Genomic DNA, 26464 nt, shown 5'->3' with positions numbered 1-26464 from the left:
AAATTTGTTCCAAATATACTTTTATTAAATTTGTTGTTACACCCTTCAAGATCTGGTGACTATTCATCAGGTCACAATTGATAATTGATGTTGTAACTAACGGTTAGATGACTAACCAAGGCTTGAGATTTACTTTGCAAAACCTCCTTAGTTTCATCTGAGTGGTTGAGCAAATCAGTCTTGGTATAGTACCTCATGTTTCAGGTCAACTTGATGTTTTGATTGATCGTCTATATCAGACTAAGAGGTCATTTCTAGTCTCTTTTGCTGATATTTTCATAAGATTGAAGAATATCTTTGATTGACTTTTTGGGGTGCCAGTTCAAAGTCTTTTTAATGTTTTCGATATTAGTTTGCGATATGGCGACATCACCAGCTCGCCGGCTTGTTATCTGATAAGGTTTTTTTATCTGTTTAACAATCTCTAATACTGAAACACTTTGACCACTACCTAAATTAAAGAGATGAAATCCTCTTAAATTCAATGCCTTAATATGCGCCTCAACTAAATCATCAACATGAATATAATCTCTTCTAGCTGTTCCGTCTTCCGTTGCATAATCACCTCCATAAATCATCAAAAAATCATCTTGATTCAATTTTGAAAAAAGACTTTGATCTTTTTGATTGAGTAAAGGATGACAGCCTGCTGGATTGGTATATCTAAATATTGTTGCATTGATCGAGCTGTGTTGTAACACCTGTTCAAAATCTAATTTATACTGGCTATATGGATTATTTGGTTTAGGCTCATCCGTTTCTTTTGTAATGATATCCGTCTCACCATAAACAGAAATTGATGAACTAAAAATCATATAGTCACAATGATAGGTCATCATCGTATTCAACAGATTAACAGAACCAGTATAATTATTATCGTAATAGTTATCTTGGTCTTCCATTGAGTCCCCTATTGATTTTAATGATGCCATATGAAAAACAACATCAATTTGATGGTTTTGAAAAATATCGTCTAACGGTTCTCTAATATCTCTTTTGTAATAAGTAAACGGTACAAGATTTTGCAAATGCTCCGCCGTGATTGAATGACTTTTTTCATTGTCAACAACGAATAACTTATGGTTTTTTAAGGCTAGACAAAGATGTGAACCTAAATAACCTAGTCCACCTGTTACTAAAATATTCATTTTTCTTTCGCTTGATCGATCTTTTTCATCAGAACTTCCTAAGGCTGCAAATAATGGAAAATTCTTATTAGTATTATTCTTATAGCCAATAATGACAATACCAATCACCTTAATTTTACCCCCCCCCTCTATTTTGTCAAATTATTTGTTTATATTAAATAATTTAGAAAACAAAAACGAATTAACTAATCGTTAATTCGTTGGGGTATCTTTTTTCAAAAATGCCAGACTTTCATCAATCCAATTGGGCAGGGCTTTAGCTAGAGGTTTGAAACCAATTTTATAACGGCTATTGGAAAAACGATGTTTGGGTTGAGAGATATAACCCTCTTCTTCCAAACTACGCAGGGATAGGCTGATTTTTTGGCTATATTCATCCAAATCAATGATCTGAACCGTCACTTTTTGACCGACACTTAAATTTTTGTAAATGTTATCAATATAACCTGCCTTAACTTCTGAAATGTGAATCAGACCAATTTTGTCTTTTTCCAGCTCAACAAAAGCACCATAAGGCTTGATACCCACAATCTGACCGTTTAGTTTATCTCCAATTTTCATGTTTGAATAACCTCAATAGCTGTGATGATGACGTCTTCCTTAGGTTTATCAGCAAAATCCGTTTCCACTGCAGCAATCTTATCCAAAACCTCATAAGAAGCTTGATCTAACAAGTGACCAAAAACGGTATGACGACGGTCCAGATGGGGAGTGCCCCCCTTAGTATAACGCTCAGCAATCTCTTTTGGCCAGCCACCTCTCATCAATTCCTTGGCACTATATGGAGAATGCTGATTTTGCACAATAAAGAACTGACTACCGTTAGTATTTGGCCCTGCATTTGCCATCGACAAAGCACCACGAAGATTGTAGAGTTCTTCAGAAAATTCATCTTCAAAACTATCGCCGTAAATCGACTGGCCACCCATACCAGTTCCAGTTGGATCACCACCTTGAATCATAAAATCATTGATTACACGATGGAAAATCACCCCCTCATAATAGCCCTCCTTTGCCAAAGCAAGAAAGTTGGCAACTGTTTTGGGTGCCAAGTCATCAAATAATTGTAAGGATAAGTCGCCCATATTGGTTTTAATAATGGCTTTACTTCCTTGAACTTGATCTAGATGCAATTGAGGCAAGCTAAGTTGAGCTTCAATTAAACCTAATTCGACCAAGGCATGATAAATCCCGTCTTCTTCCACTGTTTTTGTCACGTAATCAGCCTTGGCTTTCAGGGCATCAACCGCATTGCCCATAGCAATTTTTAGACCGACAACATCAAACATCTCCAGGTCATTCAGACCATCACCAAAGAACAAAATCTGCTCTACTTTCAGCTTTTCTGTCGCCAGTACTTCTTCCAAGCCTCGTGCTTTGGACATGCCGGTTTGAACCAAATCAGAAGAATGCGGATGCCAAGGAACTAAACGCATGTCTTGAGCTAAACAGTCAGGTAGCACAAGGTCAGCATTGGTTTTTGTAAAAGTCCACATCTGATAAACCGCATTGGTTTGATAAAAATCTGGCACAACAGGACAATCACCATAAACGGGCACCAAGGCCTCATCAATGATTGGGCTTGATTCAGACACGACTGGCTGTCCTTCTTTCCCAACAAATCCGTAAGCTATATTCAGCTCTTGACACCAAGCCACAAAGGCTGCCACTTGTTCTTTCTTAAAAGGTTGATTGAAAATCTCCTTACCTTTTTTGTCGATAACGTAGGCACCATTTAAGGTCACAAAGTAATCTGGTTTCAGGTCACGAATTTCTGGAACAACACCATACATACTACGTCCTGATGCAATCCCTGTCAAAATCCCTTTAGCTTTCAGTTGCTCAAAAACCATGGTAATCTTTTCAGGAATGTAGCCTGTATCCTTAACTCGTAAAGTATCATCAATATCAAAAAAGACTGCTTTGATTTTTTTTGCCTTGTATTTTGTTTTAATATCCATTTTATGTTCTCTCCATTCACTACTTCTATTATATCATCTTAATCATCTTGAGCAACTAAGTGATGACGAAAAGCATAAACGACTGCCTGCGTGCGATCTTCTACTTCCAATTTGGCTAAGATGTTTGATACATGGGTCTTAACCGTTTTCAAGGAAATAAAGAGTTCATCAGCAATGGTTTGATTGTCATACCCCTTGGTCAAGAGTTTCAAAACATCACGTTCACGCGCTGTCAACTCATCATGTAAATCAGGATGTTCATCATGATATTTGATTTTTTTGTCCACTTCTGTTTCAATGGCTAGCTCGCCTTGGGCTACTTTACGGATACTGTGGAGAATCTCTGCTGCACTAGAGGTTTTGAGCATGTAACCCTTGGCTCCAGCTTCGATGACGGGGTAAATTTTTTCATTATCCAAATAAGAGGTCAAGACTAAGATTTTAGCTGTCTTCCATTGTTTTAAGAGGGTTAAGGTGGCTTCGACACCATCCATTTCTGGCATAACCAAATCCATAACCACCACATCTGGTTTTAATTCTAAGGCGAGTTCCACACCTGTCTTACCGTCAGAAGCTTCAGCGATGACTTCCACATCAGCTTGTAAATTGAGAAAACTTTTCAAGCCTAGACGCACCATTTCATGATCGTCAATCAAAATCACGTTAATTTTTTCCATCTTCTTTCCCTTTCACTATTGGCACATGAATATCCATAGACACCCCGTTACCAAGACTGGTTAAAAAAGTCATCGTGCCTGCAAGATCGTCAACTCGTTCTTGTATATTAGTCAACCCATAACTTAATTCACGAGCAACATTGAGATCAAAACCACGACCATTATCCACCATTTTCAACTCAACTTCTGTTTCTTTTTCTTGTAAATAAACTTCCAAACGAGTCGCTTGAGCATGCTTTAAGGTGTTACTGATAAATTCCTGAGCAATCCGAAAAAGGTTATCTTCAATCACTTTAGGAAGTTTACCAATTGATTTATGATAAGTAACCTCAATATTACTCTTATCGGTCAGTTCGCGTAAAATCATGGCCAAACCTTGTTCCAGAGTTCTATCTTCTAGCTCAGTTGGTCTGAGATGCAGCAACATCACTCTCAAGTCATTTTGAGCCTTACCAAGTATCTCTTCCACAGCAAGCAATTGAGTTTTGAGTTGGTCTGTTTCTAAACCATCTAAACTCTGAGAAAGACCTGAAATCATCATGGAAGACGCAAAGAGTTCCTGACTAACTGTATCATGAAGGTCTCTTGCAATTCGTCGTCGTTCTTGTTTGACAATTTCCTGACTGTTCAAGATACGGGCATTTTCAGTATTTTGTAAACTCGTGGTTAAACGATTAACCTTGGTTGACAATCGCATGAGATTACGACCTGTTTCGCTATCAATTTGTTGAGGAATGGCTTGGTTATTTAAAATTCGTCGTAAATTATGGTTGAGATGACGCTTACTACTGTCATCCATGATGACCCAAAGCAAGACCAATAAAATTAACAAGGAGAAAATTAACAGGGTGATTGAAAACAAAAAGCGTTCTAAAATCCAGGTATTGTTGATGAGCTGAAAGACATCTAATTCCAAGCTGGTAATAATGGTAAAAACCATAGAAAAGATGGCTAGCGAGGAGTAGATGAACAATAGTACTAAATAAGATTTTCTCACAGGCGTTTCACCTCAACTGAACCAGCAATCACACTGACAATCAACTTGACTGATTTGAGTAAATCTTGATCGGCTGGCTGACTTAATTTGATACTTTCATTACGCAAATCATAAGCTGGAAAATCAAAATACGTCACATTGCCATACACCGCACTGACATCTAATTTGACCGTTACATCAAGGGGGACAAGAATTTGGGTGGGACCATAAACTTTACGAATCACAATCACATTATCCTTGCCTTTAATAATGACTTGAGAAAGATCAATGGTGTCACTTCCTGTTACCCTAATAATATTGATGTCATCAAAACAATAATCATCACTTATTAAATGTTGTTTACTACCAATCCACTTGTTACGTTTTGGTCTAACATCTAGTTCGTCTTTTTCAAACTGAATCAGGGCCCTGCGGTTATTTTGCTTCACTTGAGAAAAATGATTGATTAAGATATAGGCAACCGCAAAAAGAATGGCGGCAATCACATAGGGATTGAGCATAAAAATCAAAAAAAGCAATAAAAGACCAGCGGTCAATAGAAAATTGCTACGACTTCCCAAATTATAAAAACGCAAGACTAAGAGAACCATGACCAAAATACAGACTGCTGCTGAGAAATCACTGGCCAAAATGGTTAAAAAAGCCATGGTTAAGAGTAAACTCTCAACGACTAAAAACAATTGAAATTTTTTCACCAGGCTGTCCTCCTACTTCTTGCTATTTTATCAAAAAAATAAAAAAAATTCATTTCCCTTTCATTACTACAAACAAAAAAACTGAGTCTAGACTCAGTTTTTTTTTATTATTCTCCCAAACTGCTTGATTCCGTTTCTGATTCAATCTGACTAGAAGAACTTTCTTTATCCAGACTGGTTGATGTCGATGAAGTTGAATCAATTGTGCCACTGGAACGACTAGTACTTGTCGATTCAGAAACAGTCGTTGTCGTTGTGTTACGACTAACGCTTGAGCTTGGTGAAGAAACTTCTAGCACTTCTAAATAAAGGCTGATACCATCTGAATTAGACAGACTAATCGTGTCACCATAGTAAGGTGATTGGGCAAGTACAAGCGTGTCTGCGTTTGGCGAGGTTACCACTTGACTGCCATCAGCTGTATAGGCGGTAATAGATGATGTTGAGATTCCCAAATCTGTCAATTGATTTAGGGCTTCTTCGTAACTAAGCCCAACTAAACTTGGCATCATCACTTCTTCACTCGTTGCTACTTGAAAAACAATCTTTTTCTTTGATTGTGGGTCGAATTGACTGCCTGCTTTAGGAGTTTGTGAAAGAACTGTTCCTGCTAAATACTCCTCGTTAACCTGATACTTAACTTCAATTTGAGATTCCAAAACATTATAATTCGCAACCAAATCACTGACAGCTGTTTGGTAATCCATTTCAAAATAATCAGGCATGGTAAACGTATCCTCTGAAGGTTTGGCTGAACCAGTTGAAAGATAAAGGTCTATCTTTGCCCCTTCACGACGCTCTGTCCCTGCTACTGGATTGGTTCGAATGACTTGTCCAGAAGCAACTTTTTCATTTTCTTCTTCATAGACATTTCCTAAGGTCAAGCCTGTATCTGCCAAGGCCTTTTTAGCTGTCGCCAAATCCTGTTCAGCTAAATTAGGAACAGCTATCGTTTGTGGTCGAGTTAATAGGAAAAAAGCAAGCAATAGCGTTAATAAGGCAAAGCAGGCAAACAAAATCTTGAGAGTTGCTGGAAGTAGCTTTCGTTTTTTATTAGTGTTTTTTTTCTTAACTGGCACTGACTTCGGTGCTAGTTTTGAACTAAATGCCATCTTTTTGGGTTGCTTTAATAACTGCTCTGTGGTTGATTTAGCTGTGCTATTCTCAAGTTGAGGTTTGATTTTATTAGTTGTGGCATCATCATTAAACATCAACTTCTTTTCACGCAACCGTTGCGTATTAAGAACCGTTTCCAAATCTTTACTCATCTCATCAGTTGAACGGTAACGATTTTCCTTTTTCTTGGCAGTCGCTCGAATGACCACATTTTCCAAGGCTTGAGGAACCTGAGCGTTACGCTCAATAATAGAAGGCAAGGGGTTTTGGAAATGCTTAAGAGCAATGGCCACTGCACTATCACCATCATAAGGAATCTGCCCTGTTAACATTTCAAAGAGCATTATCCCCATAGCGTAAATGTCGCTTTGAATGGTCGCTTTGGAGCCTCTAGCTTGTTCAGGTGACAAGTAGTGAACACTACCTAGCATTGAATTGGTCTGAGTTAGGCTGGTTTCAGCAAAGGCAACAGCAATACCAAAATCTGTCACCTTAACCGTACCATCCTTGGTCAATAAAATATTTTGTGGTTTAAGATCACGGTGTACAATACCTTGTTCATGTGCCCTAGTCATCGCTGATAGGACTTCTTTCATGATTCGCACCACTTCTTGATTAGAAAGGGGAGCATACTCTGAAATATACTTTTTCAAGTCTGCACCGTCAACATATTCCATTGCTAAGAATTGCTGACCGTCCTCTTCTCCAATATCTCGAATCGCAACAATATTAGGGTGGCTAAGTTCTGCCATGGCACGCGCCTCACGTTGAAAACGTGCAATCGCCACCTGATCAGTTTGATAATTGGTTCTAAGTACCTTGATGGCTACTCTTTCATTATCTAAAATCAGATCCTTGGCAAGATAAACATCCGCCATACCACCACGTCCGATTGATTTTAGGATACGATAACGACCAGCAAATAATTTGCCAATCTGTATCATTACCCTTCCTCACTTTCTAGGTGCAATAAGGCTACTGTAATATTATCAAGTCCACCTGCTTCATTGGCTAAAGACACTAATAATTTAGCCTTATTTTGTAAATCCATGTCCTGTTCAAGAACATCAATAATGTTTTGTTCTGAAATCATATTGGTCAAGCCATCACTATTAACAACCAAATAATCACCTGGTTCCAAAGTTTGCATACCTAATTCCAACTCAACAGGTTTATGTTGCCCAATAGATTGGGTAATAATATTTTTTTGTGGATGATTAGCGGCTTCTTCAGGAGTGATTTGACCAGCTTTAACCAGTTCATTCACCAAAGAATGATCACTAGTCAAGAGTGTGTAGGTTTGTTGACGAACCAAGCCAATTCGTGAATCTCCTAAGTGAGCATAAACGATACTATTATCAACAATAGCAAGCGCCTCAATGGTTGTTCCCATTCCTTTATAATTATCATGCTGACCCAAGTCATAGATCTTCTGGTTCTCTTTTTCAACAACATCATTGAGCCAGTCACGAATTTGACTGACATCTGTCAGATCTGTATTAACCCACTCTCGACCCAAGTCTGTCACAGTCATTTCACTGGCAATATTACCAGCTCGATGTCCACCCATACCATCAGCTAATAATAATAGAGTGATACCTGCTTTATTATCGTATTTATTGATATAGTCTTGATTGCTTGACCGTTTCTGGCCAATATCTGTTAAAAGTGCTAATTTCATGTGTTTTCTCCTGACCGAGTCAGTCTCCTTTCATTCTATGACTTTCGTCTTAGCTGACCTATAAAAAATCCATCTGTTTGGTATAGTTCAGGTGTGATAACCAAACAACCATCCTGTTCAATATTTGTTTGGGGATGACTTAATACCACCTGTTCAAAATTAGGATGGCTAGCCAAAAACTGTCTTAAAACGTCTTGGTTTTCTTCCTTAAAAATCGTACAAGTACTATAAGTCAATAAGCCACCTTTTTTTAGTACCTGACTAACACTATCTAAAATGGCGAGCTGAATTTCTTGTAAACTTGCAAAATCTTGTAGCGATTTATTATATTTAATATCTGGCTTACGACGCAACAGACCAATCCCTGAACAAGGGGCATCCACTAAAATTTTATCAAAAGTATCTGGCGCAAACACCTGATGCACCTGAGTGGCGTCTAAGCGTTTGGTGACTATCTTATCTGAAAGCCCTAGACGCTTGGCATTGTCTTGTACTAGAGCTAGTTTGTGGTCGTACAAATCCAGTGCTGTCACCTGTCCTGTTGTAAGATAGCTCGCTAAATGCGTGGTCTTACCACCTGGGGCACTACAAGCGTCAAGAACTGTTTCGTGACCTTGCAAGGCTAAGGTTGGAGCAACCAATTGACTCGACTCATCTTGAATCGTCAACTCCCCTTTTTGAAACGCTTCTGTCCCTGCAAAATAACCAGTGGTCTTGACTAGCCCTACTTCTGACAGTACAGACACTTTTGCTTCAAATTCTTGAGCCAATCTGGCTAAATTGGCTGGATTGGTCACTCGTACACTCGCCTTACTTCTAAGCAATAAACTCTCAAAAATAGCTTCTGCTCTAATTTGACCAAATTGTTCAATTAGCTTAGACACCAACCAAACTGGCAAGGAATAGACAATTGAATAACGTTTATTGACGCGTTTAATCGTCTTGGGATTGGGTAATTCTTCTTGACTCATTCGCCGTAAAACCGCATTGATAAGTTTGTCTGCACCTTGATGGCTTGACTTAGCTTTAGCCAACTCAACAGCTTCATTGACAATAGCATGAGCTGGCAGTTTATCTAAATAAATCAACTGATAGCTGCTCAGCAAAAGCAAGTCATAAACCCAATCTTCTAGTTGATTACGGTCTGTCAAATAATGCGACAAATACCATTCTAAAGTGATTTTACGAGCCACTGTCCCATAAACAAGTTCTGTAACTAGACTCTTATCCTGTGAGGATAGCTGGCTATTAGCTAAATGCTTGTTAAGAGCGAGATTCGTGTAAGCATCCTGTCTTAAAATCTCTTGTAAAATAATCAGAGCTAGCCCACGCGCACTGGTTCGCCACTTATTTACCAAAATAATCTCCTACCTTCAAGTCTCGACCAAGCCCATTGAGAAAATCACTAATCAACATCTTAGGCTTGCCTGCTGGTTGAACTGTCACTAAGGAAATTGCCCCTTGACCAGTCGCCACCACTAAACTCTTTTTGGTTTTTTCAATAATTTGCCCAGGCTGACCTTGACCGTCAACCACTGTTACTTGATGAATTTTGAAGCGTTGACCAGCCAAGAAAGTATGGGCGACTGGCCAAGGATTCATCCCTCGTACTTGATTAAACAAGTTCCTTGCGGGCTTATTCCAGTCCAAGATTTCTTCTTCAGGTTTGATATTAGGAGCAAAGGACACTTGACTCTCATCTTGAGGTTCTGGTTTTAAGTCACCAGAAAGATATGCGGGTAAGGTTTTCAAGAGTAAGTCACGACCAACCACAGCTAACTTGTCAAAAAGCGTACCCACATTATCCTCATCTAAGATGGGAATACTAGCTTTAGAAATCATGTCACCGGCATCCATCTTTTTGACCATTTCCATAATGGTGATCCCAACTTCTTTCTCACCATTGATAAGGGCATAATGAATCGGTGCACCACCACGGTACTTGGGTAGCAGCGACGCATGAACATTGACAGAAAAACTTACCAACTGCAACAATTTTTCAGGTAAAAACTGACCAAAAGCAGCCGTTATAATCCCATCTGCTCCTAAATTCATCAAATCAGCCATCTCTTTACTACCCGATAATTTTTCAGGCTGATAACACGGCAAATCATAACGACGTGCCACTTCTTTAACTGGCGTTTCTTTTAATTCCTTTTTACGCCCGACTAGACGATCCGGCTGCGTTACAACAGCAAGCACTTGGTAACGGTCATCAGCTAAAAGACCTTCTAAAACCGTGGCCGAAAATGTTGGGGTTCCCATAAAGATTAGTTTGGTCATTCCTACTCCTTATCTTGCTAAATTAGCTATTATAATATCTACTCATTTTAGCATAATTTTTAAAAATTAGCACCTAAAAGATGATTATAGTAACTGTTGGGGTTCACTATCAATCACTAGACGCAACTCGCGATTTTCTGGTAATTGCGTTAAGGCTAAAATATGGTTCAGGGCTTCTTCCAACTTAGATTCAAAACGATATTTGATCAAAATTTGATAATGATAAAGATTGTGGGTTCGAGCCACTGCTTTTGGGGTAGGGCCCAAAAATCGAACTTGATCAGATAGAACATTTTTAAGATAGCTTAGGACCTCGTAAGACTTTTCAATAGCGACTTCTTCTGTTTTATGAGAAATATTTAACACCACTGTATAGTAATAAGGAGGATAGCCTAGCTGTTTTCTGTTTTGCATTTCATAAGTATAAAAACCTTCGTAATCTTGGTTTTTAGCAAATTGAATAGCAAAATTCTTAGGATTATAGGTCTGAATAAGGACCTCCCCTTTTTTCTCTGCCCGACCAGCTCGACCAGCTACTTGGGTCAAGAGTTGAAAGGTGCGCTCCGCCGCTCGAAAGTCTGGTAAATTGATGGCTGTATCAGCATTGAGCACACCAACTAGAGTCACATTAGCAAAATCTAACCCCTTGGCAATCATTTGCGTTCCCAAAAGAATGTCTGCCTTATGTTCTCCAAACGCCTGTAAAATACGTTGATGGTCTCCTTTTTTCTTAGTTGTATCAACATCCATGCGTAAAATCTTGGCTGTCGGCAACAGCCGCTGCAATTCATCGTAGGCTTTTTGAGTGCCGCTGCCGTAATAACGAATATGACGACTACCACAATGACGACAGTTAGCAGGAATCCCTTTTTGCCAACCACAATAATGGCATTTTAAAGATCTCGTGTCCATGTGCAAGGTAAGCGATAAATCGCAATTAGAACAATTTTCTACTTGACCACATTCACGGCACATGACAAAACTAGAATAACCTCGACGATTGAGTAGTAAAACCACCTGTTCATTTTTAGCTAGCCGCTCTTTAATCTTATCTAGCAAAAGAGGGGTGATATTAGCCATTTCTTGTTGACCAAGATAGTCACGAAAGTCCACGATTTGAACGGTAGGCAAACTAGCCTTAGGATTGGCTCGTTCTTTAAGATAGACCAAATCATAGACATCACGACTGGCTCTGGCTCGACTTTCTAAACTAGGTGTTGCCGAACCCAAAACCAATACCGCTTGATGATATTTGGCTCGCAAAAGAGCCACATCTCTCGCATGATAACGAGGATTGGATTCTTGTTTATAGCTGGCTTCATGTTCTTCATCAATAATAATCGCACCAATATTATCCAAAGGAGCAAAAATGGCTGAACGAGCCCCCACAACCACCTTGGCTTGACCTGTTTTTATCTTTCGCCATTCATCAAATTTTTCGCCATCTGATAAGGCTGAATGTAAAATAGCGACCTGCTGACCAAATCGTGAAATGAACCGACTGGTCATTTGAGGAGTCAAGGAAATCTCAGGAACCAAGACAATCGCTGTTTTAGATGCTTTTAAGACCTCCGCAATCACCTGCAAATAAACTTCCGTTTTACCACTGCCAGTAATGCCCTGTAATAAAACTGGTGTCTGCACAGTTTGACCTATTTTAGCGACAATTCGCTCAAAAGCCTTCTGTTGTTCCACATTCAGTTGAAGGGGACTTGACGATTCAACTTGCTCAAAATAGAATTGACTACGGCTAACTTCTTTTTCTGAAATCTCCAAAGCACCCTTATCAATAAAATAGCCCACCTGATCTCGAGAAAAATCATGATAAAGAGATTTAAGCAAACCATCTGAATGAGTTATTATATAATCACGCAATTCCAAGCGTTTCTTAGCCCGTTTAGAGATTTCCAAGTCAAGTAGATGGTCTAATTTAACTCGGTAATAACGTTCTATTTTCAAGGTTTTTCTATCTTTGGCCTGGTAAGAAGTAAGGATTTGACCTTGCTTAACCAATTGATTGACCTTAGTCTGTAAAACAGGATTTACCTTGGACCAAGGTATTTCAGTCTTATCACCAAAAATAGCCTGCCTATCTTCTGGTAGTAACTGGTCTGTCGGTTGCAACAATCGGTCATAATTAGAATTCAAAAGATTGGGCAGCATGGCTTTCAAAATCGAAATTTTATAAGAAAAGACTGAATGACGCAGCTGATTAGCCAAATACAGCTGTTCACTTGTCAATACTGGCCAAAAATCAAGGACAGCCACAATTGCTTTTAAGTCTTGAGATGACTGATTTTCTGTAATATCAACCACAAACCCCTGCAGCAAACGATTACCTCGACCAAATGGAACATGCACTCGGCTCCCCAACTCAATATTGGACAAAAGCTCATCTGGAATCAAATAAGAATAGGGTCTATCCGTCTGCATCAAGGGAATATCCACAATAACTTGGGCAACTTTCATTTATCCTCCCTATATAATGAAAAATCTAAGATTAAAATCTTAGATTTTTCCACCTTCTTCTTCTTTTTCTTTAGCAATTTGCTCTTTAATCCGTTGCTCTTCAGCTTCACGGAAAAGACGTTCTTGTTCTTTTTTCAAAAGTGCTTGTGCACGTTTTTCTTCTGGATTGGGGTGCACAGTGACCAAACCTGCCTCAATCTCTTCCAAGGCTTGCAAGGTTGACTTAACTGAGGTGAATGTCATTGTTGCCTCAGCTCCAGCCTCTAATTCATGAGCTCGTTTAGCTTGCAACATGACTAACGAATACTTTGACGGCACCTTATCCAATAAGGTATCGATTGACGGTTTTAACATCATAAGATTTACTCTTTCTAACTTTATCTCTTGGCTGTTGTCGCTTTAATAATTTGATCGTAATGACCAATCACACGCTCGACACGAAAATGCTCCGTTTCAATAATGCGTTTGACTCTTTCAGCAGCTAGTGATACTTCATCATTAACAACCACATAGTCATATTCTCGCATCAAAGCGATTTCTTCCTTAGCTCGCTCGATTCGTTGAGCAATCACTTCTTGACTATCTGTCCCTCGACCAACCAAACGGTTTTGCAACTCCTCTAAGTCTGGTGGCGTTAGGAAAATAAAGACACCATCTGGAACTTTCTTTTTGACCTGCAAGGCACCTTGTACCTCGATTTCTAAAAAAACATCAATTCCTTTGTCCAAAGTTTCATTAACATAGGTCAATGGTGTTCCATAGTAGTTACCGACATACTCTGCATATTCCAGCATTTGCCCCTGACGAATTAGCTCTTCAAATTCTTCACGACTACGGAAAAAATAATCAACGCCATCAACCTCACCTGGACGTTGCGGACGGGTGGTCATTGATACCGAATACTCAAATTTATGATCTGGGGTTGAAAAAATTTCTTGCCTCACTGTCCCTTTACCGACACCCGAAGGTCCCGAGAAAACAACTAACAGCCCACGTTCAGACATCTTACACTCCTTGTTTGTTCTCACTTAACAGTTTAACAAAATCTAAGTATTTTTTCAAGACAATATCAAGAAAAGTCTAGCTTTCACCAAGCAGTTTTTTATTAAAAAAGAAACTGAGAAAATCTCAGCTTCTTTTATTTGGCATAATCTACTGCTCGCAATTCACGAATGACTGTTACCTTGATATTACCTGGGTAATTCAGTTCATTTTCAATCTTCTTACGCACCTGATGGGCTAAGATGGTGACTTGTTTATCTGATACACGTTCTGGTTCAACCATAATGCGAATCTCACGACCTGCCTGGAGGGCATAACTTTGCTTAACTCCCTTGAAGTTAGTCGCAATGTCTTCCAAATCACGCAAACGCTTGATGTAATTTTCAATGGATTCATTACGAGCACCTGGTCGAGCTGAACTTAGAGCATCTGCTGCCGCCACTAAAACCGCAATGACGCTTTCTGCTTCCACATCGCCATGATGACTCGCGATGGTATTGACAACCACAGGATGTTCCTTGTACTTACGTGCAAATTCCGTGCCAATCTCAACATGGCTACCTTCGACTTCCTTGTCAATGGCCTTGCCCATATCATGCAAGAAACCTGCACGACGAGCTAGGGCAACATTTTCACCTAACTCACCTGCTAAAATACCTGCTAGCTTACCAACTTCAACCGAGTGACGAAGAACATTTTGTCCATAACTTGTTCTGAAATGCAAACGACCCATAATCTTAATCAAATCTGGATGAAGATTAAGTGCCCCAATTTCATAAGCTGCTGCCTCACCATACTCACGAATACGTTGATCAAGTTCTAGACGATTTTTCTCCACCAACTCTTCAATACGAGCTGGATGAATACGGCCATCTTTGATTAAGGCCTCCAAAGTTAGCCGAGCAATTTCACGGCGAATCGGATCAAATCCAGATAACATAACCACTTCTGGTGTGTCATCAATGATAATATCAATTCCCGTCAAACTCTCCAAAGTACGAATATTACGGCCTTCTCGACCAATAATACGTCCCTTCATGCTATCATCAGGCAGATGAACCGTCGTAATCGTCTGTTCAGTCACATAGTCCCCCGCCAAACGTTGCATGGCTTGAGAGAGTAGTTCCTTAGCTGTCTTATCAGCTCGATCCTTCACTTCCTGTTCAGCCGCCTTAATACGACTGGCAATATCCTGAGTGAGATTATTTTCTGTTTCCGTCAAAATAATCTCTCGTGCTTCAGCGATAGACATGTGAGCCACACGTTGCAATTCTTCTGATTTTTGCGACTCCAATTGAGCAACTTCTTCTTCACGCTCATCAATATGCCTAGACCTATCAGACAGACTTTGTTCCTTTTGTTCCAAAAGTCTTTCTTTATTGGCCAAGTTTTCATCCTTACGGTCAAGTGAGCTGGCACGCTGAGTCAGACGGTTATCCATCTGCTTCAACTCCTGTCGCTCAGTCTTAAATTCTTGGTCAATGGCTTCACGATAACGTCTAGCCTCTTCTCGTGCTTCGATGAGTAATTCTTTTCGTTGAGCATTACCATCACGCTGGGCAGCTTGTCTAATCTGGTCAGCCTCTGCTTCTGCTAAACCTCTTAGATTCACTGCATCTTGTTCTGCATTCAAAAGAGTCAGTTCTGCAGTTTCTTTGGCCGTTTTCATCTTAGCCGAAATCACTACATAACCAATCAACAAACCAATGAGGGAAGAAACAAGGCCTAAAATTAGTTGTAACATGTTTTTTACCTCAATTTATTTTTTGGCATAAGCCAAATTACATTTTAACACAATTTAACTTTTTTCTCAATCTAAAACTAGATTGACTGACCAACTTTATGGTATGATAAGGTAAAATAAAATAAGGAGTTCTCATGACAAAAGAAGTTATTGTAGAAAGTTTTGAATTAGATCATACGGCTGTTAAAGCCCCTTATGTTCGCTTGATTTCTGAAGAAAGTGGCCCTGTTGGAGATGTCATCACCAACTTTGATATTCGTTTAGTTCAACCCAACCAAGATGCCATGCCAACCAGTGGCCTTCATACCATTGAACATCTGCTTGCTAAGCTGATTCGTCAACGTATTGATGGCATGATTGACTGTTCACCTTTTGGATGCCGTACTGGATTTCACTTAATTATGTGGGGACGTCATAGTTCAGACATCATCGCCAAAGTCATTAAAGAATCACTAGAAGAAATCGCTCAAGTGACTAGTTGGGAAGATGTCCCTGGTACAACCATTGAATCTTGTGGCAACTACAAAGATCACAGCCTATTTTCTGCAAAAGAATGGGCGAAATTGATTCTTGAGCAAGGCATCTCGACTGACCCCTTTGAACGTCGAGTGATTTAAAAAATTAAGTTTTATTTGTATTATATTATTATCTTTTGGAGGATTATATTTTGAAAAAACATACGATTATCAGTGGCACTATTTTACTAGCAGCTGGTTTATTATTAACAGCCTGTAGTAACCAATCTAGTACCCAAAAAACAGACAACAAGCAAACAACAACTGTTAGTCAATTATCCAGTGGTGAAGTCAAAACGACACTAGCAAAAATTGATCAAAGCAAATGGTTATATAATGCCGAGGACAATGTCTATTACCAATTAGGTATTCCCTATGCGGCAACACCTGTTAACTCTCAAGAACAAACTCTCTCTATCTTTATTCCTGGTGATTATCTGACAACTACCGATAACGGAGATGGTACTTATACTGCCAAATTAAATTCAGATACTAAAATTAACCAATATACTATAAAAACAGCTCCAATCGTTATGCCAATCAATACACCTGGTTATTCTGCCATGAGTGCCCTAACAGATTACACCAGTGATGCTAAAACTTATACTGATCAAGGATTTGTTTATGTTTCGGCTGGTTTGCGTGGACGTGACTCAGGAGCACCTCTAGGTGTAACCGATGCCAAAGCTGCTATTCGTTATTTACGATATAGTGCAGATACCTTAGCTGGCAATACCGATAATATCTTTGTTTACGGAATGAGTGAAGGTGGTGCACAATCAGCCATCATCGGAGCCTCTGGTGATAGCGCCTTATATGACCCCTATTTAAAAGCTATCGGAGCTGTTGAAGGGGTATCAGATAGCGTTGCTGGAACAATGGCTTGGTGTCCTATCACGAATTTAGACTCTGCCAATGAAGCTTATGAATGGAACATGGGAAGTACACGTACAGATCTTGATAGTGAGAGTCAACAATTATCAGATGACTTAGCTACAGCTTTTGCTGATTATATCAATCAATTAGGTTTAACTAATGGCGACACAAACCTAACACTAGATAGTTCAAAAACAGGGATTTATCAAGCAGGAACTTATTATGATTATATTAAAGAAACCATTGAACAATCTTTAAATACTTTCTTAGCTACAACTACTTTCCCTTACGATGCCTCTAGTTCTGCTCAAAATAGTGGCATGGGTATGCCAAGTGGCCAAGCGCCGTCTGGGGAGGCACCATCTGGAGAAGCGCCATCTGATTTACCAAGCGAAATGACAACAACACAAACTAGCGAAAGTAGTGCTATCGAAACAATCGATAATATTCAACGTACCCAAACATCATCAAGCACTCTTAGTTTAACAGGTACTTACAATACAGCCCAAGACTATATTGAAGCCCTAAATTCTGAAACAAATTGGGTAACTTACGATGAAAAAACAAATACTGCTACCATTTCTAGCATTGCTGATTTTGCCAAATACCTTAAATCAGCTAGTAAATCGGTTGGAGCCTTTGATGCTTTAGATGCATCTCAAGGAGAAAACCAATTATTTGGGTCAAATGGTACAAGTGTGCATTGGGACGCAACTATGGCTAAGTTACTCAAAGATACTGACTATGCCACTAGCTATTCTGATGATTTAAAGAAGACTGACGAATTAGGAACTGATCTTACTACCCGTCTTAATATGTATACACCACTATACTATCTTTTAGATTCTTATGACGGTAAAGGAACTGCAAATGTTGCTAGATTCTGGAGAATTCGTTCAGGTATTAATCAAGGAGATACTGCTCTAACCACTGAAATTAATTTAGCTCTAGCTTTAAAACAATATGGTATTGATTCTGTTGATTTTGCAACAGTTTGGGGCCAAGCTCACACTCAAGCTGAAATATCAGGAAATTCTAGCGACAATTTTATTTCTTGGGTCAATGAATCTCTTGCTCAATAATTAAAAAAAGAAGCCTTACGGCTTCTTTTTTAATAGTCTAAATTATCAGCATTACCTGGGGCATTTCCGACAAAGTAACCTGTTTTCGCATTGATCGAGAAGAGATACGTTCCATCCGACTTGAACATGTTGTAATAGCCATTACCGTTAATAATATTAACCGGCTCAACATAGTAGTTGTTATCTGTAAAGTAACCGCGAGCTCGTGAGATATTGATGATATTTTCCAAAACACCTGGATTAAAGGCCCATGCTGGATTGGTAGTATCCGCAATCGCTGTATCATTATACGGCACACGAGTCAAGTTACGTTGAAGTACAGACGAATCTGACCCAATCACGCTCGTTGTCGCTGCACTGGTTGCTGCGTCTGTTGTCACACCAGCTTGAGCTGTTGTGGTTTGCTCTGAAGTTGTTGCTGTATTTTCTGTTGCAGGAGTTTGCGTTGTCGCAACTTGGTCTGCAGCAACAGTAGTTTGTTCAGTTGTCGCCTGATCAGTCATTGCCGCATCACCACTTGTAGCCGTTTCTGTATCTGTGTTAACAGAGGCTGACACAATTCCTGCATTGGTTCTTGCTTCTGAAACGACTGATTGCAACAGTGTATCAAGCGAAGCGTTACCTGTATTTAAGACATCACTTGATAAATCATCAAGATTAGCATCTGCTTTCAAGCTAGTTGCCACTTTTTCACCATCTACAATCGCGTCTGTTTCAAATTTACTGTTAATCGCTTGAACTGCTGCGATTGATTTGCTCAATTTATCATAGTCTGCCTTAGCCTTGTCATAATAGCTAGTTCCTTTGAGTTTATTAAGAGCTGTTTCTAAGTTGGGTAAATTAGCAAATTCGCTATTTTTCAACTTGGTCTTTTCACTATCTGCGAAAAATGTACCATAAAGCTCCGTAAAGCTATTATAATCTGCTTTGGCAGTCGCCGTATCTGTACTGCTTTGGGTAGATGACGACGAAGAACTAGTTGAACTACTACTTGTCGAGGTAACCGAAGTAGCTTGTTTACTTAATTGATTAAGACCATAACCTGCCCCAAAAATACCAAGTACCAAAGCTGCTAGACCACCAATAATCCATTTTTTGTTTTTGTAAACTGGTTGCACATCATCTGCGTCACCTAAAACAAAATCATCAACATCCTTAGTCATAGGAGCAGATGTCTCGGTCAATTCCACTTCATCAAAAATTGAGCTTTTCGTTGGAACTGGTGTTGGGGTAACAGAATCAGTCAAAGTCACTTCTTCAACCGTATCTACTGTATCAGCGACAACGGTATCTTCAATCAAGCCAGCTTGAGCCAATTCTTCACGTTGTTGCTTGATAAAATTATCTAAAACACCTGTATCCAATGACTCTAAATCAATCTTATCAAATTTCTTTGATTCAACTTTTTCACGGTTTTGTTTAATATATTTGTCTAAAATACCATCAGTATCTGTAATACCTGCCTTGATTTCAGATTCCTTACGAATCGTCTCTTCTACCGTTAAATCTTTTACACGATTTAAATCCAAACCGTCCTTATTTTTAAACATATTTTTCTTATTTTTTGTCATCATACTTCCTTTCTTACTGCTTCATTTCTGATCGTTTAACACGTTGACCAAAGTATTGATACAAATCAACTTTTAAAGTACCGTTATAGAGTTTTCGCTTCTTATCAGCTGGCGTGCCATATTTTTGTTCAAAAGCCTCATCACTGGTCAAAATAAACTTACTCCATGTTTTCAGCGGAGCAAACACACGTCCCATATCAGCATAGAGGTCATCAACTTCCTCACTCTTGAGCAAACGTTCACCATAAGGGGGATTAGAGATAATAACCCCATTGATTTTCTCTGTTCGTAAATCCTGCAATCGCATTTGCTTAAAGGTAATGGCATCTGCCAAACCCACTTCTTCTGCATTTCTTTTTGCGATTTCAATCATTCTGACATCAATATCAAAACCAGAAATATCTAAAACAAGATCATATTTAGCTTCATTCTCAGCCTGATCACGAACCTCTTGTACCAGTTTCTTATCTACCCAGTCCCATTTTTCAAAAGCAAACTGGCGATTAAAGCCTGGTGCAATATTCATGGCCATCATCGCTGCCTCAATACAGAAAGTACCAGAACCACAAGTCGGATCAATCAAAGGCTTATCTGGAAACCAATTAGATAGTTGTAAGATTGCCGCCGCCATATTTTCCTTGATAGGCGCACCACCTTTTTCCGTTCGATAGCCCCGTTTGAACAAACTATCACCACTGGTATCAATCATTAAGGTTGCCTGGTCTTTCAGAATCGACACTTCAATCTTAAACTCTGCACCAATCTCCTGTAAAGGTACTCCTTCAGGACGATGGTAGTGTTTTTGTAATTTTTTAACCACTGCTTTTTTGGTAATGGCTTGAACACTTGGTTCATTGTGCAATTTAGAACGCACACACTTGGCCTTACTAATCGGAAACTTCGCTCCCAAAGGCAGATAATTTTCCCAATCTAATGCCAAAACCCCTTGAAACAGTTCCTCAAAGGTACGCGCTGGAAATTGACCAACGATAATCTTGACGCGATCAGCTGCTCTTAACCATAAATTTGTTTTGATAATCGTTTCCAAATCACCTTGGAACAAGACTTTCCCATTTTCTACCTGACAATCAATGCCTAACGCTCGAATTTCACGGCCAACAACAGCTTCTAAACCTGCCGCAGCTGTGGCCACTAATTTAAATGATGTTTTCATATCTTCTTTCATAATCTACAATAAAAGCTAGCAAGTGCTAGCTCACCTATTATGCAATTTTCTATAAGCCATGTTTTGTTCAGGAAGCAACTAGGCCTTGCCTCCCTTGATAATCATCTGTCTACTACAAGGATAAACTTGCAGTCAAAATAGTCTGTTCGGATTCCAGCTATTTCATGCCCCGACCAAAGTTTGGGTTGCTAGCTTGAGGGGTTTACCGCGTTCCATTTTTCACGTTTCCATGAAAACTACGTCACTGTGGCACTTTCAGGATGACTCTGGCATATCAAAGACTTAGCCATTTTATCCGCCGTAACTCATCTCAAGGACAAGTCCCTAGGCTTATTGGTTCGCCTAGCACAAACACTACCGGCATCACAGCCAGTGCTAGCATGGACTTTCCTCATGGCAACTCATTTACCATGCGATTATCCAAAAATTGCACATTATTTTATTCTACAATCTGTTTGCCGAAAACTTCTTTTTCTAAACGGCTAATACGCTTGAGAATATCAAGATTTGTCGCCGTCTGATGACTACTAAACTGACTAGTTGGTGCTGCTGTTACTGCAGGTTGTGTCTTAACTTCAGTAGAACTATTCGCCAATTGTTTCTTCAAAGCTTGATTTTCTTCACGAAGGGCAGCTATCTGAGCACTAAAGGTTTCATAGTCTTTAATCACATCATCCAAAAACTCATCCACTTCTTTTTTATCAAAGCCACGCATCACGGTCTTAAATTCTTGTTCAAAAATGTCTTTTGGACTCAAAATAATACTTGCCATTCTATTTCTCCATACTAATCAATCTAAAAGAGCATTCACTCATTTTTGATTATACAAGAAGATAGAAGAAAAATCAAGAATTTTACTTAATTGAGTTAAGACTCTATTTCCTGTGCCAAATCATTAAGACGACCAAAATCTAAGCGTTTGATGTCGTAATTTAACAACGTTTTTATTCGATTAAATAAATATTTCAAATTGGTTTCATGCTCCTCGTCATAAAAGAGATAAGCTCCATCTGTATGGTTAAGCAAAAAATCTTGATAAGCTTTTAACTGCTGTGGGCTTTGATAACTAGGGTAACTATATTTGACAAAATCCAGTTGCTTAAAAGCAGTTAAAACCATTTGATTATTGTCGTTCCAACTTTGACCATGGTCTTCAAATGGAAAAATGACCCCCATCTGAAACCTGTAGTCCTTCTGCATGTTTTTAGCAACCTCCAAAACCCAATATTCAAAACCCAAATTACCTGTGAAAATCAACCACTCTAAGCCTTGTTCACACAGATACTCCAAATCTTTTTCGATAGCTTTTTTAATCACTTGTAGCCGTGGGTCTGTTTCTTGAAAAATACCCAAATCAAAATTTCGGTAACCTGAGACAAGAATTGTGGACATTTTTTGCTATCCTTTCTAAAAATATGCTATAATAGGTTGAAATGTGTTATTTTAATTAAGCGATTAGGAGCGATATGGTTAACTACCCTCATCGATTAAAGCGACAAGCTGTTTCAAAACACTTGAAACAGAACCGTTCTCAAACTGACTTTGCCAATCGTGGCATGTCTTTTGAAGCTAGTATCAATGCGACTAACGCCTACTATTTGACACGAGAACTAGCAGTCATTCATAAAAAACCGACACCCGTTCAGATCGTCAAAGTCGATTACCCTAAACGCAGTCGGGCGAAAATTGTTGAAGCTTATTTTAGACAAGCCTCAACCACTGACTATTCTGGTGTCTATAAGGGACGTTACATTGATTTTGAAGCCAAGGAAACCCGGCAAAAAACTGCCATGCCCATGAAAAATTTTCACGAGCATCAGATTGAACACATGAAACAAGTGCTTCGACAAGATGGCATTTGCTTTGTTCTCTTGCATTTTTCTTCGTTGAAAGAAACCTATTTCTTACCAGCTCAAGCTTTAATTGACCACTACAAACGTGACCAAGGAAGCAAATCTATGCCACTTGATTATATCAAAAAACAAGGTTATCGCATAGCTGACTCTATTCTTCCTCAAGTCCCTTATCTTGATATTATTGAAAAATTCTTTTAGGCGGTGATTACTATCAAATCGAAATCTATTTTAAACCTTATTAAATATGCAGTAGGAGCACTACTCAGTTTTATCATTTTCCTAGTTGTTATAGGTGCCTTAGTTTTTGGCTTTTTTGTCCTTACCGCTCCGTCTCTCTCTGAAGACAAATTGAGGGCTGTTAATTCCAGCTTGGTATTTGACAGCGAGGGGAATCAAATTGCTGATTTAGGAGCTGAACAACGTGAGAGCGTAACGGCTGATAGCATTCCAATTGATTTGGTTAATGCTGTGACAGCTATTGAAGATCGCCGTTTCTTTGAACATCGAGGAATTGATATTTTCCGTATCCTAGGTTCTGCTTGGCATAATCTAACCAGCAACACCACTCAAGGTGGGTCAACCCTTGATCAGCAATTGATTAAGCTAGCATATTTCTCAACCACTGAACGTGACCAAAACCTTAAACGTAAGGCTCAAGAAGCTTGGTTGTCACTACAAATGGAGAAAAAATATACCAAGCAAGAAATTCTAACCTTCTATATTAACAAGGTTTATATGGGAAATGGTTACTATGGTATGCGAACAGCGGCTAAAAACTATTATGGCAAAGATTTGCCAGAATTGTCTATCGCTCAATTAGCTTTACTTGCTGGTATTCCACAAGCTCCTAGCCAATATGACCCTTATACCAATGCCGAAACCGCTCAAGCTCGACGCGATACTGTGTTATCTCAAATGCTTAATTACGGTAAGATTAGTAAAGAGGTCTATGAGGAAGCCTTAGCTACTCCTGTTACTGATGGCCTTAAACCATTACAAAAGAAAGTTAGCTATGAAAAATATCTAGATAACTATCTCAAACAAGTCATTCAAGAAGTTGAAGAAAAAACAGGTAAAGACATCTTTACGTCTGGTTTAAAAGTTTATACGAATGTTAATTCAAACTTACAAAGCTACCTATGGGATGTTTATAACACCTATGACTACATCGCTTATCCAGATGATGAAATGCAAGTAGCTTCAACCATCATGGATGTTAACACTGGTCAAGTCATTGCCCAACTAGGCGCTAGAAATCAAAACGATGATATCTCATTTGGTACCAATCAAGCTGTTTTAACCGATCGTGACTGGGCGTCAACCATGAAACCAATCACAGACTATGGGCCTGCTCTTGATAGTGGAGTCTATACCTCTACCGCTCAATCAACTAACGATTCTATCTACTATTGGCCTGGTACTTATACCCAAGTCTATAACTGGGATCGTCAATACTATGGCTGGATGACCATTCAAACAGCTTTGATGCAATCGCGTAACATTCCAGCAATTCGAGCTTTGGAAGCGGCTGGATTAGAAACCTCTCTCAAATTCCTTAACAAATTAGGAATTGATTATCCTGAAATGCTATATTCTAACGCCATCTCTAGTAACACAACCGTCAATGATTCTAAGTACGGTGCTAGTAGCGAGAAAATGGCTGCTGCCTATGCTGCTTTTGCAAATGGTGGTACTTATTATAAGCCACAATACGTCAATAAGATTGAATTTAATGACGGTTCAAGTCAATCTTACAAACCTGAAGGCTCTCGTGCGATGAAAGAAACCACAGCCTACATGATGACAGATATGCTGAAAACCGTTCTAACTTACGGAACAGGTACAGAAGCTGCAATTGGTTCAATGCCACAAGCTGGTAAAACAGGAACATCAAACTACAGTGATGACGAGTTAGATATTATTGCTGCAGAAACTGGACTTTACACACAAAATGTTGGAACAATTGCACCAGATTCTAACTTTGTCGGCTACACCTCACAATACTCAATGGCTGTTTGGACGGGTTATAAAAACCGTCTAACCCCACTTTATGGTAATGGGCTAAAAATCTCTGCTCAAATCTATCGAACAGTCATGTATTATCTCACTGGTGGTTATAGTGATGATTGGGAAATGCCTGAAGGACTATATCGTAGCAATGGTATGCTTTATTTAGATGGTTATAGTACTAATAATAGAGATTATTATTCTAACTCACGGGCAACTAATAATCGTAGCAATCACACAACAAATTCTACAACTGTCACTACTAACGAAATCAGCAGTAGTAGTCAGAATGAAACAAGTAGCTCTTCAAAAGAAAGTAGCTCAACTTCTTCTAGTAGAGCCTCAGAAACAGATACCGAAACCGAAGATGAACTTGAAGCCGTTGCATCGACATCAATTGCTTCAAGTAATGCAACAACTAGAGAGAACACTTCTAGTTCAGCAACAGAAACTGTTCCATTCTATGAAGAGGAAATTGAAGAATAAAGAAAATCCCTCAGATGAGGGATTTTTTCTTTGGTCAACTGTAACTAAGCTGGTGTAATATCATTTTCAATGATAACTTTAAGTGCTTCGTTTTTACCAGCATTCTTAAAGACTTCATAGGCTTTTTCAATTTCAGATAGTTTGAAGTGGTGCGTTACTAACTGGCCTGCATCAATTTTTCCTGACTTCACAACGTTAAGCAACATTTCAGTGGTATTAGCATTAACCAAACCAGTTGATAAAGTCACATTCTTAATCCATAAATCTTGTAAAGCAAAGTCAACTGGCTTACCATGAACACCCAAGTTGGCAATGTGACCACCGATAGCCACAACATTTTGACAAACATCAAAGGTTTCTGGATAACCAACACACTCCATACTAACATCAACACCACGACCATCTGTCAACTCATCAATCTTAGCCTTGATTTCTTCCACATCAGATGAACAAATCGTATGTGTTGCACCAAATTTCTTAGCGGCTTCAAGACGAGATTCAGACAAATCAACCATAATAATCTTAGCTGGAGAATAGAATTGAACTGTCAACAAGGCTGCTAAACCAACTGGACCTGCACCGACGATACACACGCTATCTCCTGGTTTAACATGAGATGGTTGAACACCAATTTCATAGGAAGTTGGGAAAATATCAGACAACATCACAAGAGCATCATCTTCTACTGTCTTAGGTGCGTGATAAAGACTACCATCTGCATGAGGAATATGAACATACTCAGACTGTGTACCATTGATGAGATGTCCTAAAATCCATCCACCACTTTCACAGTGAGACGGCAATTGACGCTTACAATAGTAGCAAGTGTTACAAGAAGTGATACAAGAAACAATAACTTTATCACCAACCTTGAAATTGCTAACTGCCTCTCCGACTTCTTCTACGATTCCAATTCCCTCATGACCCAAGATTGTTCCTGGTTTACAAGCTGGTACATCTCCACCTAAAATATGAAGATCCGTTCCACAAATCGTGGTTTTCACAATTCGTACAATAGCATCAGTTGGATTAACAATCGTTGGTTTAGGTTGTTCAACTAATTCTAATTGACCTTTATTGACATAAGTTGCTGCTTTCATAGTAAGCCTCCT

At 39.1% G+C, this 26464-nt stretch carries 22 protein-coding genes, 1 other RNA gene and 2 pseudogenes; 4 read left to right on the top strand and 21 right to left on the bottom strand.

The genetic code is table 11. The annotated features are described in order from the left end of the window. Positions 1-254: 254 nt before the first annotated feature. From FRX52_RS04515 to FRX52_RS04450, 14 genes are all read right to left on the bottom strand, one after another. On the bottom strand, positions 255-1256 hold the full coding sequence (locus tag FRX52_RS04515) for an NAD-dependent epimerase/dehydratase family protein (RefSeq protein WP_146538649.1): 1002 nt from the start codon (positions 1254-1256) through the stop codon (positions 255-257). Between the two features lie 84 nt (positions 1257-1340). Further along, positions 1341-1709 carry a S1 RNA-binding domain-containing protein gene (locus tag FRX52_RS04510; RefSeq protein ID WP_146495942.1) on the bottom strand — a complete coding sequence of 123 codons (369 nt, stop codon included), beginning with the start codon at positions 1707-1709 and terminating at the stop codon, positions 1341-1343. Next, complete coding sequence (locus tag FRX52_RS04505; RefSeq protein ID WP_146538648.1) at positions 1706-3109, bottom strand: Cof-type HAD-IIB family hydrolase; 1404 nt, start codon at positions 3107-3109, stop codon at positions 1706-1708. The genes FRX52_RS04510 and FRX52_RS04505 overlap by 4 nt, the downstream gene beginning before the upstream one ends. A 38-nt stretch (positions 3110-3147) precedes the next feature. Continuing rightward, positions 3148-3786 carry a response regulator transcription factor gene (locus FRX52_RS04500; RefSeq protein WP_146538647.1) on the bottom strand — a complete coding sequence of 213 codons (639 nt, stop codon included), beginning with the start codon at positions 3784-3786 and terminating at the stop codon, positions 3148-3150. Beyond that, on the bottom strand, positions 3773-4783 hold the full coding sequence (locus tag FRX52_RS04495) for a sensor histidine kinase (protein ID WP_146495937.1): 1011 nt from the start codon (positions 4781-4783) through the stop codon (positions 3773-3775). Before FRX52_RS04495 ends, FRX52_RS04500 begins: the two co-directional genes overlap by 14 nt. Next, on the bottom strand, positions 4780-5478 hold the full coding sequence (gene liaF / locus FRX52_RS04490) for a cell wall-active antibiotics response protein LiaF (RefSeq protein WP_146538646.1): 699 nt from the start codon (positions 5476-5478) through the stop codon (positions 4780-4782). Before liaF ends, FRX52_RS04495 begins: the two co-directional genes overlap by 4 nt. Before the next feature lie 107 nt (positions 5479-5585). Beyond that, a complete protein-coding gene (gene pknB / locus FRX52_RS04485) occupies positions 5586-7538 on the bottom strand; it encodes a Stk1 family PASTA domain-containing Ser/Thr kinase (RefSeq protein WP_146538645.1) in 1953 nt (650 codons plus the stop codon). Next, the gene (locus FRX52_RS04480; protein WP_146495931.1) at positions 7538-8275 is read right to left on the bottom strand and encodes a Stp1/IreP family PP2C-type Ser/Thr phosphatase; all 738 of its coding nucleotides are present in this window, start codon (positions 8273-8275) and stop codon (positions 7538-7540) included. The genes pknB and FRX52_RS04480 overlap by 1 nt, the downstream gene beginning before the upstream one ends. Positions 8276-8310: 35 nt before the next feature. Continuing rightward, positions 8311-9633 (bottom strand): 16S rRNA (cytosine(967)-C(5))-methyltransferase RsmB, encoded by a 1323-nt coding sequence (gene rsmB / locus FRX52_RS04475; protein ID WP_146538644.1) that lies wholly within the window; start codon positions 9631-9633, stop codon positions 8311-8313. Next, positions 9623-10558 carry a methionyl-tRNA formyltransferase gene (gene fmt, locus FRX52_RS04470; RefSeq protein ID WP_146538643.1) on the bottom strand — a complete coding sequence of 312 codons (936 nt, stop codon included), beginning with the start codon at positions 10556-10558 and terminating at the stop codon, positions 9623-9625. Before fmt ends, rsmB begins: the two co-directional genes overlap by 11 nt. A gap of 84 nt (positions 10559-10642) precedes the next feature. After that, positions 10643-13027, bottom strand: coding sequence for a primosomal protein N' (locus tag FRX52_RS04465; protein ID WP_146538642.1), 2385 nt, complete (start codon positions 13025-13027; stop codon positions 10643-10645). Between the two features lie 39 nt (positions 13028-13066). Continuing rightward, complete coding sequence (gene rpoZ, locus FRX52_RS04460) at positions 13067-13384, bottom strand: DNA-directed RNA polymerase subunit omega (protein ID WP_186603346.1); 318 nt, start codon at positions 13382-13384, stop codon at positions 13067-13069. 20 nt (positions 13385-13404) lie between these two features. Next, complete coding sequence (gmk, locus tag FRX52_RS04455; RefSeq protein ID WP_146495923.1) at positions 13405-14031, bottom strand: guanylate kinase; 627 nt, start codon at positions 14029-14031, stop codon at positions 13405-13407. 134 nt (positions 14032-14165) lie between these two features. Beyond that, a complete protein-coding gene (locus FRX52_RS04450) occupies positions 14166-15773 on the bottom strand; it encodes a ribonuclease Y (protein ID WP_146538641.1) in 1608 nt (535 codons plus the stop codon). Between the two features lie 134 nt (positions 15774-15907). Between FRX52_RS04450 and FRX52_RS04445 the strand changes: the two genes are divergently transcribed. Both FRX52_RS04445 and FRX52_RS04440 read left to right on the top strand, forming a co-directional pair. Then, positions 15908-16390 carry an S-ribosylhomocysteine lyase gene (locus FRX52_RS04445; RefSeq protein ID WP_146538640.1) on the top strand — a complete coding sequence of 161 codons (483 nt, stop codon included), beginning with the start codon at positions 15908-15910 and terminating at the stop codon, positions 16388-16390. A 50-nt stretch (positions 16391-16440) separates the two neighbouring features. Next, complete coding sequence (locus FRX52_RS04440; RefSeq protein ID WP_261379148.1) at positions 16441-18246, top strand: subtype A tannase; 1806 nt, start codon at positions 16441-16443, stop codon at positions 18244-18246. Between the two features lie 29 nt (positions 18247-18275). Here FRX52_RS04440 and FRX52_RS04435 read toward each other — a convergent pair whose 3' ends face one another. The 6 genes and pseudogenes from FRX52_RS04435 to FRX52_RS04415 all read right to left on the bottom strand — a co-directional run bounded on the left by FRX52_RS04435 (position 18276) and on the right by FRX52_RS04415 (position 22395). Then, the gene (locus FRX52_RS04435; RefSeq protein WP_146538639.1) at positions 18276-19817 is read right to left on the bottom strand and encodes a cell division site-positioning protein MapZ family protein; all 1542 of its coding nucleotides are present in this window, start codon (positions 19815-19817) and stop codon (positions 18276-18278) included. A 13-nt stretch (positions 19818-19830) separates the two neighbouring features. Then, on the bottom strand, positions 19831-20991 hold the full coding sequence (locus tag FRX52_RS04430) for a class I SAM-dependent RNA methyltransferase (RefSeq protein WP_146538638.1): 1161 nt from the start codon (positions 20989-20991) through the stop codon (positions 19831-19833). 59 nt (positions 20992-21050) lie between these two features. Further along, positions 21051-21431: RNase P RNA component class B (gene rnpB, locus FRX52_RS04425), an RNA gene on the bottom strand. Between the two features lie 11 nt (positions 21432-21442). Continuing rightward, positions 21443-21523: pseudogene (locus FRX52_RS05545) on the bottom strand (cell division regulator GpsB); the annotation flags it as partial. Continuing rightward, positions 21506-21718 (bottom strand): annotated as a pseudogene (locus tag FRX52_RS05540) (DivIVA domain-containing protein); the annotation flags it as partial. The pseudogenes FRX52_RS05540 and FRX52_RS05545, both read right to left, overlap by 18 nt. A 152-nt stretch (positions 21719-21870) precedes the next feature. Continuing rightward, entirely contained in the window at positions 21871-22395 is a 525-nt protein-coding gene (locus FRX52_RS04415) for a DUF1273 domain-containing protein (RefSeq protein WP_146495912.1), read from the bottom strand. Between the two features lie 74 nt (positions 22396-22469). Here FRX52_RS04415 and recU point away from each other — a divergent pair, with 74 nt between their 5' ends. Together recU and pbp1a are read left to right on the top strand one after the other, a co-directional pair. Next, on the top strand, positions 22470-23057 hold the full coding sequence (gene recU, locus FRX52_RS04410; protein ID WP_146461765.1) for a Holliday junction resolvase RecU: 588 nt from the start codon (positions 22470-22472) through the stop codon (positions 23055-23057). 3 nt (positions 23058-23060) lie between these two features. Then, on the top strand, positions 23061-25352 hold the full coding sequence (gene pbp1a / locus FRX52_RS04405; RefSeq protein WP_146538636.1) for a penicillin-binding protein PBP1A: 2292 nt from the start codon (positions 23061-23063) through the stop codon (positions 25350-25352). A 44-nt stretch (positions 25353-25396) separates the two neighbouring features. Here pbp1a and FRX52_RS04400 read toward each other — a convergent pair whose 3' ends face one another. Continuing rightward, positions 25397-26452 (bottom strand): zinc-dependent alcohol dehydrogenase family protein, encoded by a 1056-nt coding sequence (locus tag FRX52_RS04400; protein ID WP_146495908.1) that lies wholly within the window; start codon positions 26450-26452, stop codon positions 25397-25399. Positions 26453-26464: the final 12 nt, after the last annotated feature.

This window comes from Streptococcus sp. sy018 (assembly GCF_007859185.1).
GTDB lineage: Bacteria > Bacillota > Bacilli > Lactobacillales > Streptococcaceae > Streptococcus.
Note: the sequence above shows the minus strand (reverse complement) of the source record. Positions and strands in the feature narration are given on the sequence as shown.